General features: G+C 52.1%; 7 protein-coding genes. 1 reads left to right on the forward strand and 6 read right to left on the reverse strand.

Features of this window, described 5'->3' with window-relative positions; genetic code table 11:
- Positions 1-9 precede the first annotated feature (9 nt).
- On the reverse strand, positions 10-3,330 hold the full coding sequence (locus tag ACIOMO_RS16495) for an STY4851/ECs_5259 family protein (RefSeq protein WP_401242078.1): 3,321 nt from the start codon (positions 3,328-3,330) through the stop codon (positions 10-12).
- Positions 3,331-3,882: 552 nt separating this feature from the next.
- Here ACIOMO_RS16495 and ACIOMO_RS16500 point away from each other — a divergent pair.
- The gene (locus ACIOMO_RS16500; RefSeq protein WP_401242081.1) at positions 3,883-5,160 is read left to right on the forward strand and encodes a hypothetical protein; all 1,278 of its coding nucleotides are present in this window, start codon (positions 3,883-3,885) and stop codon (positions 5,158-5,160) included.
- 340 nt (positions 5,161-5,500) lie between these two features.
- On the opposite strand, the gene ACIOMO_RS16505 is transcribed toward ACIOMO_RS16500, so the two are convergent.
- The 5 genes from ACIOMO_RS16505 to ACIOMO_RS16525 all read right to left on the reverse strand — a co-directional run.
- A complete protein-coding gene (locus ACIOMO_RS16505; RefSeq protein ID WP_054070660.1) occupies positions 5,501-7,108 on the reverse strand; it encodes a type I restriction-modification system subunit M in 1,608 nt (535 codons plus the stop codon).
- A complete protein-coding gene (locus ACIOMO_RS16510; RefSeq protein ID WP_218263292.1) occupies positions 7,105-8,238 on the reverse strand; it encodes an AAA family ATPase in 1,134 nt (377 codons plus the stop codon). The genes ACIOMO_RS16505 and ACIOMO_RS16510 overlap by 4 nt, the downstream gene beginning before the upstream one ends.
- The gene (locus ACIOMO_RS16515) at positions 8,235-9,557 is read right to left on the reverse strand and encodes a restriction endonuclease subunit S (protein WP_401242085.1); all 1,323 of its coding nucleotides are present in this window, start codon (positions 9,555-9,557) and stop codon (positions 8,235-8,237) included. The genes ACIOMO_RS16510 and ACIOMO_RS16515 overlap by 4 nt, the downstream gene beginning before the upstream one ends.
- Positions 9,547-12,531 (reverse strand): type I restriction endonuclease subunit R, encoded by a 2,985-nt coding sequence (locus ACIOMO_RS16520; protein WP_401242088.1) that lies wholly within the window; start codon positions 12,529-12,531, stop codon positions 9,547-9,549. Before ACIOMO_RS16520 ends, ACIOMO_RS16515 begins: the two co-directional genes overlap by 11 nt.
- A gap of 622 nt (positions 12,532-13,153) precedes the next feature.
- Positions 13,154-13,967, reverse strand: an 814-nt coding sequence (locus ACIOMO_RS16525; RefSeq protein ID WP_401242091.1) for a ribonucleotide-diphosphate reductase subunit beta, incomplete at its 5' end; no start/stop codon positions are given.

A 13,967-nucleotide genomic window follows, 5' to 3' on the forward strand; every position in this document is an offset into this window, starting at 1 on the left:
CGGAACTCCTTATGCCTCGTCATCGGAGGCTAGCAAATACGAAACCATCAGTGCGTGAGTAGGTGCGAACCATCCCTGACGGTCAAAATCAGAAACCAATCGAATGGCAAATTTTAGGTACGCCATCGGCACAGGAAGATCATTTAGGGTGGCTTTGCCTGCCGTCACATAGGCCAAAAAAATTGGTAAGTAAGAAACTGCTTTAGTGAAACCAACAGGGGTGATCTCTCTCAAGAATGCAGGTACCGGATTCTGAAGGAGCCAGCTAGTCAACTCCGCAGTAAGATCGGTAGGCCACTGTCTGTCGGTAGCGTGTTGTTGGCGTAAAGCTTGATTCCAGCCTGGTACCACCAATTGGGGAGGGATTTTGGTCAGACTGTTTTTATTGCCAGTACTTAGGTAGTCGCCCAAATAGTCAAAGCCGGAAACCACAAGTCGCAACACGGCCGCGCGATTCGTTTCAAGGTTCTTGATAAGAATCTCCGGCAAGCCACATGCCATCAGCCCTTGAAAAAGTCGTGCATGCGCTTCGGCCCACATGGGGAGAGGAATTGCTTCCCAGATTACCGCCAGCTCATCGCGAATTCGAGCGCAGAACGCTTCGTCCATTTCTAGTCGGAGCACCGCGAATGCCAGCGCCTCTGGTTGCTTTGACAGTGCCTTCCAGCTTTCAAATGAGGACAACGGCAGGTGCGCGTAATGTTGCTTCAAATCCGCTAAATATTGCCAACCACTGTGTCCGAACTCTTTTGCCATGACGGAGATTTGTTGACTGATGGCGTTTGGGTTGGTTTTTGGGTGGAAAACCTGTGTCGCTCTGTGCAGGGATAAAACTTCAGTTTGAATTTCAGTAATCGACGAAGCCGACACGAACAGTGCAGGGCGAAATTGAGTTTTACTATCTTTGGCTGGGTAGATTAGCCATGGGCCATCACGTTGCATGGTGTTGGGTAAAATAAATCGCCCGGTGCCAACATCCTGGCTCTTGAGTTCCTCGATTTTGACTGGCACTTGTTTAGGATCAGAAAGCAACATTGCTTCAACTTCGGTGTCATTCAAAATTGTCGCGTTACTTATTTCGCAGATTGTGAATGTGTCTCGACTTTCCCATTGTAAGCGGCCGTTGTACCGTCTGATATTCAGGCTGAGCGCGCGCTGTTCGGTTTCTAAGGTGAGCTTAATAAACGCATCTTGTTCGTCGACAGCTCCCAGCATTTGAAGCATGTCATTTTGGTAGCTAAACAAATTTAGCAGCGTGGGCGATGAGCCTACTTTGATCTCATAGTGCCGTTTTGGATGTGGCAGCGCCTCGCACACCAGTTCCAGTTGCATGTAGAAACTTTGCCCTTGAGTTTGCCCTGAGGTCAATGCGATGCGATGACCTATCAGTTCAGGTAACGTAAGTTCGTGTGCTCGTGAGGGCCGGTCGTCTGGTCCAATAAGCCGGGCTCCTTGATACGGGTACGGGAGGCGAAGTCGTAGTTGCTGATTGCTGCTTTTCTGGTCGATCTCCAGCGTAAAACCAGCAGGAGGTGTATCGGTTCGATGAATAAGGCTGAAAGTGGTTGCGGAGTGATCAGACTCCAATCGCTTGGCCATTAGCAGCGAGCTGTCGATTTTTAAGTCAAGCTGGAGCGCACCTTTGACCTGCAATCGAGCAGGTTTTTCAGTGGTTGCGGGAAGCAACGAAGTACTGAATTCTTTGGGTAGGACGGCAAAGCGTCGTGTTAAAAGCGTTTTCCCCGTGCGGTTTTTCAAGGTGTAACGAACGACACCGAAGGGCCCGGTACGGCGAAGAGTGTCCAGGGGGTGCCCATTGGCAAATTCCAGAATATCGCCCATACCAAACTCATAGTCTTCGGGCAACTCCAGTCGTGGCCAACCCAAATATACAACACCTGGGTTACTGTCATAGAGCCCCTGAACACCGGCCAGAGCGGGCTTTCGGTGTTCGTTTTGATTCTGATTTAATTCGATTCGATAGAGGTCAGGGCCGTTTTGGAGCGATACATCGGCCCGTAGATCCAGCCACTGGCCGCTCTCTTTGTCGGTAGTCAGCAGCGATGGTGAGAGGCCGTCTGACAAAAAACTAAATTTGGTCGGAATACGAATACGTGCGGACTCACCAACGACACCGCAAGAAGATGTTCCGACCAATTGCCAGCAATCCGCCCGCTGCTCAAAAACTAACGGCGTTTCTTCATAATCCAACTCGCTGCCGTCGAATTGGTAACATTGAACAACTCGTCCATTGTCGAGTAAGCGCAGCGTGACAGGTTCGCCTAGCCGGCGACGTTCTATTGATATTGAGGGATTGGAGAAGCGGATCGTCAGACGCGACTCGTTCAGCTGGGCATACACCGCAGGCCCACGAGCTAATATGTGCTCACCTTCGTAATAGGCTTGATCGAGCCGAGTGCTACCCAACTGCTGGGCATCAATGTCAAATGAGTGTTCCTTTGGCAAGGCCAGCTCTGTCCTAATCCTCCAGTCCGGCAGTGTGCCTAATAGAAAATGCTCACAGGTGAATGCTCTGGCTTGAATGAGGGCCTCTTTTCTATCAAGCCGCTGCTTGCCAGCATCATGTAGCCAATCATTAATCAGGCCTCTAGCATTAGTTTCATCGAGAGGGATTGGAAAGGCTTCTGTCCACTCAGGAGCGACTTTATCCAGGTAGGCAGCGGGGTCTTTCTGATCCTTAAGCGGATATTGCCCCGCCAGATGCATCAACTGTTCAACAATGCCGGCAAGCAGCTGCCTGGTTTCTAGATTTCGAAAGGAAATTGGCAATTCATCTTCGTGCGCCGCTATTAGGTCAGCAGTTGTTCGGTGGCTGCTCCCTGCGCTGAAGAGATTAATACCTCGATTGACGGCTCTGCCAAAGCCATGTGATTCCTTTTGAACTAGGGGCCAAGGTAACCCACCTTCTGCGAAAAGGGACCCTAGCCAATCCCTACCGTTTTCACGGTACCGAATAGGGCGTTTCCAGTATTCCAGTCCTTTACTGGTCAAGGTTGCATGCTGGCTGTGTGACAGTGAGACGGCTAACTCGCTCTCAGCGCCTGACCAGGACCATGAACTGTTGTAATTTCTACGGTACTGCTCACTGACAAATAAACAAAAACATGCTCCCAGGTGTATGACCTGAACTGGACTGGACGCTAGGCGAAGGTACTTTTGAAGTAAATCGCGTAAGGATGCGTACTCGTGTTCGGACAGTTGGTAGCTGTACAGAGGTTTGCCGTTAGGTCCTTTGAATAGCTCGCGGGTGAGCAAAAACTCGCTGAGCCAGGCTTTTATGGGATTTACAGCAGGAGTGAACGCGGTCATTGACGCAAATCCTTATGCTGAAGATTCACAAGCATGCAACGCAGCACAGACCCTTGACGACGCCTACAGCTGCACCACCTCAGTTTTTGAGGCGTGTGTCACTGTGCCATCTTGGCCAAACGCCGTCGACATTTGAATCTTGATAGCTCGGAGGCTCCAATCGGCATTTCTGCTCGCAATAGCGTCGCTGTTCTTGCGGCTGAGCACGCTGCTCTTGAGGTTATTGAGCGCTTACCGCAAGCCGTTCGCGGGTTGGTGGCGAGTTCAATTCGAGAGTGGGACTCATGATTGGGTGTGCCGAGGCGATTGTGAACTGAGCTTGGCAGGCCCCGTGGGTGACTATCGGAGCGCTGCCTCGTGATGCGGAATTTGGTCGCGCCTTGTGAGATGGCGTTTTGCTATGGCTATGTTGAGCGAAAGACAGTTCAATACCTCCTTTAGCGATTCTCCGTAAAAGCAAAAGGAATTCCACACAGTATGAAATGGGGTCTGCGAGTTCATTATGGGTTCCACGGCGTAGGTCAAGGGTTGTTCAGTTCGGGGAGCCTTGTGATGCTCAACGGAGCCACTAGCAGCCAATTCAACTGGGTGTATGACTGTGGTACCTCTTCCTCCCAGCATTATCTGGATAGTGCGCTGGGCGATTTGGAGCGTGACATCCGCACGCCTGCGGGCCGGCGCCCCTACCTTGATCTGGTTACCATTTCACACTTCGATAAGGATCACATCAGCGGACTTGTGAAGCTGCTGGAGCGCTTCGATGTTGGTGACCTTCTATTGCCGTATATGCCACTCTGGCAACGGCTTGTTATTGCCTTTCACGCCCATCGAGGCCACCGCTCGCGCTTGACGAATTTTCTGGTGAATCCGGTGGCGTTCATTGCTGCTGTGCCGGAATCTAACGTCAAACGTATTTTGTTTGCTTCAGGCGGGCCTCCCCTTGAGGAGCCGCGCCGTGATGCAGGTATCTCGCCACAACCCGAACGACCAGCCGCATCAGGTGACGAGCGGGCAGAGCATCGCCGAGCGAAGCCTATTTCCGTAGAAGTTGATACCGAGGATTTGTCCAGCCTGGGTACTGCGGATGGCATGCGGTTCGACGCCACTCGCATGGCGGAGGCCGCTAGAAATGGAACAAGCGTTGCGTTCATGAAGGTTGGAACAGCGCTGGTGGTCGCAGGCTGCTGGGAGTTCATGCCGTACAACGATGCGCAGCTGGCACCGATGGCCTCGGCGGCATTTCGCAATGAGGTTTTCCGTTTGCGCAGCGATCTGCTTGGCGGTGTCAAGAGCGTTGCAACCCGTACTTTGGAGGTGCTGAAAAGGTTGTACGCAAAGGAGTTTGACTTCAATGGTCATGAGGAAAACAACAATTTGATTTCCCTGTTTCTCTACGCCGGACCGACAGAATCATGCACGGCGGATGTGTATGAGGGGCATCTATGGGAACCTTATTGGTATTGGCGTTGGCACAATAGGCGCGATTGGGTCGAGCTTATTACGACGTGTAGGGGCAGTCTGCTCTATACCGGTGATGGTTACCTCGATACCGATTTACGGTTTGCCAGTATGCAGGCCTTCGTGGGCCCGCATCGCTTGAAAAGTCTCGCTGCATTGCAAGTCATGCATCACGGGGCAAGAGCAAATTGGCACACCGGGTTGGCTGATAAAATCCGCCCCGAACTCAGCGTGTTCAGCTCCAATCCCCTTCATAGGGGATATCGTCACCCACACACTGAAGTTCTTGAGGATTTTGCTCCCTACCGCCCACTACAAGCGAGTAAAGGCGAATCCGTGAACTTCGCTTTCGGGTTGTTATCCCCCCGATAGGCGATCGGTCGCAGTGGGGCGCATATCCCTCGTCCTTCATAAAAAGATGTGCGCGCGTAATTTAGCCTTATGGTCAATGCCTCCTCGTTTAGCTCATCCCTGGCGTCAGTCCCGTCGGGACCGGTCGCCAGCCGCCCGGTCCCTAGTTGATCACAGTGGTCCAACTGATTGAAGCGTGCTGCGACCACTACCCGATCACCACGTGAATGCCGTCGAAATTTCGAAGTAGTTAGAGTATCTACCCAGGGTGCAAATGATCATGTCCGGACTCTTTGCCCGATGCGCTTACCCTTCACCGTTCGGTGGCACAGCAGGTCAGAGAGGTTGATGGGGCGTTTGCTCATGGCAATGCAGGCAGCCCCAGCTCTTTGAGAAAGTCGTTGTGCCTATCCCTTGCGACTTTACATTTTTTATCGAGAGCCAGCAGTTCGCTATGAACATCTGCCAGCACAATTTCTTCTTCCGTCTGTGTAGTACTGATATAACGCGAGATATTTAGATTGAAGCCTTCCTTTTCAATGCGATCCATCGACACACGCATGGAGTAGTGCGTTTCTTCGCTGCGGAACTGGTAGGTGTCGAGAATCTTGTCGATGTGCTCGGGCAGCAGTCGGTTTTGCCGCTTGCCCTTCTCGAAGTGCTCGGCGGCATTAATAAACAACACATCATCGGGCTTCTTGCATTTCTTCAACACCAGAATGCACACAGGTATGCCTGTTGAGAAGAACAGGTTTGCCGGCAGGCCAATCACCGTGTCGATGTGGCCGTCTTTCAGTAGTTTTGTCCGTATGCGCTCTTCTGCGCCGCCACGGAACAGGACGCCGTGGGGCAGAATGATGGCCATCACGCCGTCCTGCTTCAGGTAGTGAAAGCCGTGCAACAGAAAGGCGAAGTCAGCGGCTGACTTCGGTGCCAGGCCATAATTCTTGAAGCGCATGTCCTCGCCCAGCGCCGCGGTTGGCTCCCAGCGATAACTGAACGGTGGATTAGCTACTACCGCATCAAACTTCGGCATCTTGGCCGGGTTCATTTCGCGTAGCGAATCCCATTCGTTAATCAGTGTGTCGCCATGGTAGATCTCGAACTCTGAGTCCTTCACTCCGTGCAGCAGCATATTCATGCGCGCAAGATTGTAGGTGGTAATGTTCTTTTCTTGCCCAACGATTTTGCCAATGCCGTGCGGGCCCATGCGGTGGCGCACGTTCAGAAGCAATGAGCCAGAGCCGCAGGTGAAGTCAAACACGCTTTCCAGATAATTCTTTTGGCCGGTAGCGGGTTCCTGACTGTCTAGTGTGACAATGCCCGACAAGATGCTGGAGATCTGTTGTGGGGTGTAAAACTCTCCCGCTTTCTTGCCACTACCCGCCGCAAACTGACCGATCAGGTATTCGTAGGCATCACCTAGCGTGTCTTTGTCGGTAGAGAACTTTTCCAGTCCCTCGGCAATCGCTTTAATGACGGTGCAGAGCTTGGCGTTTTGTGCAGTGTAGCCCTTTCCCAGCTTTTCAGAGTTTAGATTGATCTCGGAGAACAGCCCGCCAAAAGTGCTGGAGAAGGATTCATTCTCGATGTAGTCGAAGCCCATTTGCAGCGTGCGCAGCAGTTCACCGTCTTGGGTGCGGGCCATCTCAGCGATGCTGCTCCATAGAAAAGCGGGCTGAATCACATAATGCGTCTTACGGCGCATCTGCTTTTCAAAGTCAGCGGTGTCCTCCGGGTTTTGTGTGTACCACACCGCTAGAGGTGCACGGCGGTCGCCTGCATCCAGTTTCGGATAATCGGAGCCCAACTCCTTTTGCGCCGCCGTCTCGTAGTTGTCAGACAGATAGCGCAGGAATAAGAACGAGAGCATGTAATCGCGAAAGTCATCCGCGTTCATTGCCCCACGTAAGGTGTCGGCAATTCCCCATAGGGTGGTACCCAGTTGTTTCTGATCTTGTTCGGTCATGGAGTCGCTTCCTGTTCTTGCGTTTCTGGCAACAGGTCTGAGTTGAAGGGGTAGAACTCAAGAAAGTCGGCCAGTATTTTTTCAAAATGCGCTTTGTTTTCAGGGAGCATTTCCACAGGGTCATAGAACGAATAATTACCGTGACTCAAAATGTTTACGAGCCTGCCGTAAAGGGTGTCGTCCGGATCGTCATCCTGCTGCTTGATACAAACTGTAAACTTCTTGTGTCCGTGGAAGATGGAGGATTTTTCCAACAGGCTGCGCAAAGCGTTGAAGTGATGTGTGTAGATTTCGCCCGTTTCCTTCGCCTGCCAAATATCCTGTAATAGCGTCAAATGGTGGAAAAATGGCGTATCACCGGTATAAGAAAGGTGAAACTCTCCGGTCTTTCGGGAGTGCGACAAAAAATGCGGGGCGAATTTCCTACGGTCAATCTCGCGTAGCTCATTCCACAACACGTTAAAGAAAAGCGTGTGGTGCGATGAAATGACCGTTTTTATGGTGTGGTCTTTTCGTTTGAGAAACTGCGCCAGATGGTTGCCCACTGCAATGGCGTTGTGTTCGTCCAGCGACGTGATGGGGTCGTCAATGTATATGTATCTTACCCATTGATAAGACTCCGCACCATCCATGGCGAGTTGAGCGATTGCCAGAAAGAAACACCAGATGAAAAGATTTTCTTCGCCGCGTGACACCTTGATGTTGTCAATAGCTTGCGTCGTTTCGCCCACAAAAACGTCACGCGAGAAACGAATCGTCCAGTCGCTGTAGTCGATAGCAAAATCAAAATCGGCATAGCGGTGCAGGAAGGGACGGATGCGGGTTTCCATCTCCAGTGTTTCCAGTCCTGCAAAAAATCGTGACGCGGCGTTCATTTTCAGTACCCGCGTGCTGTCGCCCTCCAGATCGTTGTCCCAGGTGAATAGGTCTTCGGTAAAGGCGTTGAAGTAGAGCGTGTCACGTGTGGCATTCTCGCCTTCGCCTTGCTTGCCGATGTCCTTGAAGGCCATCGAGAGCCTGGTCTTACCGGTGCCGTTATAGGCGTAAAGCAGGACGCAATTCTTTTCTTCTAGCTCGGCTCGCAGGTGCTCGGCCAAATCGTCCAGACTGTCTAGGGTGATTCCACTCATCCCAGTACCTCGTCCAGCGCCGGATAAAGTTGTTGCATCAGCCCCTTTTTATGGATCTTGAGCTTCTCTAGCTTTTGGGCTTGGGCGTCTATGAGATCGTTGAGGGAGAAGAGGCAAGAAATGATGGTTTTTTGCTCCTCGACATCCGAGGGATACGAGAAGGTAACTTCTCTAATGAGCCCTTGGCTCAAGTTTTCTTGTCCGCCGCTGTTGCTCAAATCTCGCAACTCCTCGTATCTCCCCGCCAAATTCAGAAACACGAAATATGGCTCGACCCCCTTCCTAGGAAGAATGGCTGCGCACGCTTGATTTGTTGCGGCTTCAACTCCCAGCAATGCGACCTGTCCTCGCGTTTTCCCTTGGCCATACATCGCGATCAGAACAGTTCCTTTAGGGAAGAGTTTGGCGGATGAATATCTCAGACCGTCCTCACTGATGAATTCCCCAGCCTCAGTTATCACGCAAAAATTCACTAAAGAGGTAGTGATCCATGGAATGTCTCCGCCCCAGTAGCTCGCTTCTGAGCGGCTTGGTGTGCCGCCAGACGTTGTTTCAAAAATTTTTCCAATTGAGTCACTCTTCCACCCTGGTGCGTTTTGGAACTCTGGGAAACGCAGTTTGGGTAGAGTTTGGCCTTCGGCTGGGAAAAGCTGCCGCATTAGGCCTTTTTTATGCGCCTTGAGCGTGTCGAGCTTTTTTCCCGCTTGGGTAATCACCTCGTCAATGGAAGCAAGGCAATCGGCGATTTTCTGTTGTTCGGAGAGTGACGATGCCCCCTGTGGAAGCGGTACAGGCAATGCCATCAAATCGCTATCGTTTATGCTCAATGATCCATGGGCACGGGCACCCACTTGTATGAACTTTCGTAGCCACTTCCCATGCAGGTTGTATTGAAATAAATAGTTCAGATACTGCGGTGCAGGCGAGTCCCCCTTGATTCGAAAGCAGGTGAATATGCTGTTTGGAACAGCAGCAAGCTCCTCCCCCGAATACAGAGCAAGGTACCCTTCTGGATATTCTTTGGTGCTGCTCTTGTTGTAGGCGAAGTCGTATTGTTTCAGTTGCAAATAATTTTTGTAGGAGCTTCCGGCGATGATTCGCCCAAATTTATCCTGTTGGCTCACCAAGCCAACGCCGGAGGTGATACTCATGGGTAAGCACGTTTTCTCACCCACTTTCTCTGTGCTAATTGTTGCCATCGAACCTAGCGTTTCAGTTTTCCATGCTCCGGCCTCCAGAAACTCCGTGAAGCGCAGCTTGGGCACCAAGATGGGTTTCTCCACTGACTCCATCATCTTGACTTCCACCTTATTGTTCATACGCGCCTAGTCCTGAAATTTCTCGCCCTTGTGCGAGTTTTTTTAGTAGCGGGTTCAGCTCTTCCATCAAAGCCAGTTCCGCCTTGGTGCGGGCTTTCCAGCCCAGTTCCAGCGGCGTGAATAGATCGCTCAATAGATCGCCATTGAACACCATGCGGCGCAGGGTGGTATCCACAAAAGTTTGCAGTGCGGCGACATCCAGGCCGTGCTTGCCAGCAATTTCAGCTATTTGGTCGGCGTGCTTGTCAGCTTTGAAATGCTCAAACCCGGCGCGGATGGCTTTTTCATCTAGCGCCTTGCCCGCTTCCAGCGTGCTGATGTACTCAGCAATTTCGTCGCGCTCATTCATGAATTTGGCATCGCCCTGGATCAGCCCCATGAGCTGTTCGCGGCTCATCTTCTGCTTGCCCGGCGTTTGGCTGGCATAGCGGGTTATGAGGGCCATTATGTAGTCGTAATCAATTACTGCGCTGGCAAACAGCACGAACTCAAAATCTAGCTCCTGCACAGCCGGGTCGGTTTTGTTGTCACCTTTGTCCTGTTTTTCTTTCAGGCGCTGGGCGGTATCGAGGTACACGCCTTTGAAACCCTGCAACTGCTCCTTAGGCATAACCTTCTCGATGGCGGTCTTGTTCTCGTCGGTCAGGTCGGTGTATTGGTCGAGCTGGGTGTTGAGGCGCTGTACTTCTTTAAACAGATTGATGAACTGGGCGCGGGCAGCGTCGCCCTTGAGGTTGGGTACGGCTTCGGGTTTGTTCTCCAGCCCTTGCGATTGCATGAACGCATCCAACTGTTGCACGGCCGCTTGTAGCTTTTCGATGACCACCGGCGCCTTGTCCACCAGCCAAATTTCTTTGGCGGGTTTGCTGGCTTCACCGGAGAACAGACCGATGGCAGTGTCTACAGCGTCTTGCTGCTGACGGAAGTCGAGGATGTTGCCGTAGGGCTTGGTGTCGTTGAGCACTCGGTTCGTGCGCGAAAACGCCTGGATTAGTCCGTGGAACTTTAGATTTTTGTCCACGTAAAGCGTGTTCAGGAATTTGGAATCGAAGCCGGTGAGTAGCATGTCCACCACGATAGTGATGTCGAGTTTCTGTGCGTGCGGCAGGTCGGAGTTGGGGTATTGCTGATCCTTGATGCGCTTTTGCACGTCCTGGTAGTACAGATCGAATTCGCCAATGCTGTGGTTACTGCCATATTGAACGTTGTAGTCGGCGATGATTGCCTTGAGCGCGGCTTTCTTTTCGTCCGGCGCTTGCTCGTTATCCAGTTTTTCTTGTGGCAGATCTTCTTGAATCTGCTGCACGTCCTTGTTGCCTTCAGCCGGCGGCGAGAAAACGCAGGCGATGTTGAGCTGCTGGAAGTGCGGGGAGGCGTTCTTTTTTTCAGCCTGCACTGTTTTAAATAGGGAATGGTATTCGATGGCGTCGTTAATGCTGGCGGTAGCTAGCACCGCGTTGAATTTGCGCCCAGCGGTAGCAGAATCGTGCTTGCTCAATATCGCTTCGACGATGGCGCGTTTGGCCAGCGGCTCGCCGGGCATGGGTGGCTTTTTGGCTCCGGGTTTGCCATCGGGTTTGTAATAGTCGACATGGAAGCGCAGCACGTTGCGGTCTTCAATGGCATGCGTGATGGTGTAGGCGTGCAATTGCTGCTGGAATATATCCGCCGTGGTTTTGTAGCTGGCCTGCTCGCCTTCGATCTGTTGGGCGCTGGCGTTGGTTTCAAAAATGGGTGTGCCAGTAAAACCGAACAGCTGGGCGTTGGGAAAGAATTCTTTGATGGCCTTGTGGTTCTCGCCAAACTGGGAGCGATGGCATTCATCGAAAATGAAGACCATGCGCTGGTTACGTAGCGGCTCCAAGCGCTCTTTGTAGTTGCGCTTGTTAGTGCCATCCAACGCCAAGCCGAGCTTCTGGATGGTGGTGACAATTACCTTGTCGGCGTAGTCGTCCGAGAGCAGGCGTCGCACCAGCGTTTCGGTGTTGGTGTTTTCTTCGACGCAGCCTTCCTGAAATCTGTTGAATTCTTCCCGTGTCTGCCGGTCGAGGTCTTTGCGGTCAACCACGAACAGACATTTGTCGATGTCTGGGTTGTCTTTGAGTAGTGTGGAGGTTTTAAACGAGGTGAGCGTTTTGCCGCTGCCGGTAGTGTGCCAGACATAGCCATTGCCAGTATTCTGGTGGATGCATTCGACAATCGCCCTGACCGCATAGATTTGATAAGGCCGCATCATCAACAGCTTCTGTTCGCTGGCCACCAGCACCATATAGCGGCTGATCATCTGACCCAGCGTGCACTTGGCGAGGAAGGCGTCGGCGAAACAATCAAGATGGGTTATTTTGGTGTTGTCTTCACTGGCAAATTGGTAGAGAGGCAGAAAGCGCTCGTCGGCGTCGAAGCTGAAATGCCGGCTGTTGTTGTTGGCGAAGTACCAGGTATCGCTGCGGTTGCTTACGATGAACAGTTGCAAAAAACACAGCAACGTTTTGGTATAGCCATTGCCTGGGTCGTTCTTGTAATCGACGATTTGCTGCATGGCTCGGCGGGGGCTGATGGCCAGGGTCTTCAACTCGATCTGCACCACTGGCACGCCGTTGATGAGCAAAATCACATCAAAGCGGTGATTGCTATAATCGGTGCTGATGCGGAGCTGGTTGATGACTTCAAAGTTGTTCTTGCACCAATCCTTAATGTTCACCAGTGTGTAGTAAAGCGGAGTGCCGTCATCGCGCTCAAAACTGTTGCGCTCACGAAGGTGCTTGGCAGCTGCAAAGACATCGGGTGTGACGATGGATTCCAAGAGGCGCGCGAATTCGTTATCGGTGAGTTGAACGTGATTGAGCGTCTCGAAGTGCTGGCGGAAATTGGCCTCCAGTGCTGCACGATCACAGATGTTCGGGCGGTAGGTGTATTTCAGATTGCCCAGTTTTTCGATCAGGGCTTGTTCAATTTGTTGTTCCGATGTCGTCATAGATCCATTCCAGATGCGCCAGGTGAATTGCCTTGGCTACCATGATGATTGACCGCTGGGGGTATGTGGATTAAGCGGAAGAAGTGGCCGATTTGACCCGATTTCTTGGCTCGGGTACGGCAGATAGGGCTCGGTTTTGAAGCAAATGACGACCGACGGCCTACGGGCCCTCATAACTATTATTCCCTTTTGCTTCATTCTTATTCGCTTTCACCTTTCCACTCCTTATCCGCACCGCCCACCCGCACTAAGCATCGACCTCGGACGGTTGGAGATTTCGCCGCCGACCGATTTTGTGCACCAGCAGGCCGTTGCGCTCCCGATAGCGGTGCCTTTCGCGACGCCCAGATGACCGGCGATATCGATGGCGGTGACCAACGGTTCGAATTCATGGCATTGGCTCAGGTCATTGTCTCAAAGCTGTTCCATGTCGTTGTCAGTCTAACAGAGGGTAGCTGTAGCGGCATCTCTACCGTGGGTGCCGTATTGGGAGGTACGCTTTGAATTGAGGGTATTTTCTTGCGAATAAAAAGGGCTGCCATATGGCAGCCCTTTTTGGTGCATCCATTCCACGTTTAGTGAGAAGGTTTCACATTTTAGTGCTTTTGAGCGAGCGAGACTATTAGTCCCAGCTCAACGCACCACCAGTTTGGTATTCGATCACACGAGTCTCAAAGAAATTCTTCTCTTTCTTCAAGTCCATAATCTCGCTCATCCAAGGGAACGGGTTAGTCGTCCCTGGATATTCCTCTTTAAGGCCGATCTGCGACAAACGACGGTTAGCGATGAACTTCAGATAATCCTCCATCATCGCCGCGTTCATACCCAACACCCCGCGAGGCATGGTATCCCGTGCGTATTCAATCTCCAGCTGCGTACCCTGCAGAATCATCTGGGTCGCTTCTTCCTTCATCTCAGCATCCCACAAGTGCGGGTTTTCGATTTTGATCTGGTTGATCACGTCGATGCCGAAGTTCAGGTGCATGGATTCGTCGCGCAGGATGTATTGGAACTGCTCGGCGACGCCGGTCATTTTGTTGCGGCGGCCCATTGAGAGGATTTGGGTGAAGCCGCAGTAGAAGAAGATGCCTTCCAGAACGCAGTAGTAGGCGATCAGGTTGCGCAGCAACTCTTTGTCGGTGTCCGGGGTGCCGGTTTCGAACTTCGGATCGGAGATCGAACGGGTGTACTTCAGGCCCCAGGCGGCTTTTTTAGCGACCGATGGGATCTCGTGGTACATGTTGAAGATTTCGCCTTCATCCATGGCCAGCGATTCGATGCAGTACTGGTAGGCGTGGGTGTGGATCGCCTCTTCGAAGGCCTGGCGCAGGATGTACTGGCGGCATTCCGGGTAGGTGATCAGGCGGTACACGGCCAGTACCAGGTTGAAGGCAACCAGGGAGACGGCGGTGGAGAATAAGCCGAGGTTGCGCATG

The organism is Pseudomonas sp. NPDC087804, assembly GCF_044742965.1.
Taxonomy (GTDB): domain Bacteria; phylum Pseudomonadota; class Gammaproteobacteria; order Pseudomonadales; family Pseudomonadaceae; genus Aquipseudomonas; species Aquipseudomonas rustica.

What these genes read in the sequence shown, in the direction of transcription:
- ACIOMO_RS16495 (WP_401242078.1), bottom strand. Translation starts at nt 3,330, where the DNA reads ATGACCGCGTTCACTCCTGCTGTAAATCCCATAAAAGCCTGGCTCAGC.
- ACIOMO_RS16500 (WP_401242081.1), top strand. Translation starts at nt 3,883, where the DNA reads ATGCTCAACGGAGCCACTAGCAGCCAATTCAACTGGGTGTATGACTGT.
- ACIOMO_RS16505 (WP_054070660.1), bottom strand. Translation starts at nt 7,108, where the DNA reads ATGACCGAACAAGATCAGAAACAACTGGGTACCACCCTATGGGGAATT.
- ACIOMO_RS16510 (WP_218263292.1), bottom strand. Translation starts at nt 8,238, where the DNA reads ATGAGTGGAATCACCCTAGACAGTCTGGACGATTTGGCCGAGCACCTG.
- ACIOMO_RS16515 (WP_401242085.1), bottom strand. Translation starts at nt 9,557, where the DNA reads ATGAACAATAAGGTGGAAGTCAAGATGATGGAGTCAGTGGAGAAACCC.
- ACIOMO_RS16520 (WP_401242088.1), bottom strand. Translation starts at nt 12,531, where the DNA reads ATGACGACATCGGAACAACAAATTGAACAAGCCCTGATCGAAAAACTG.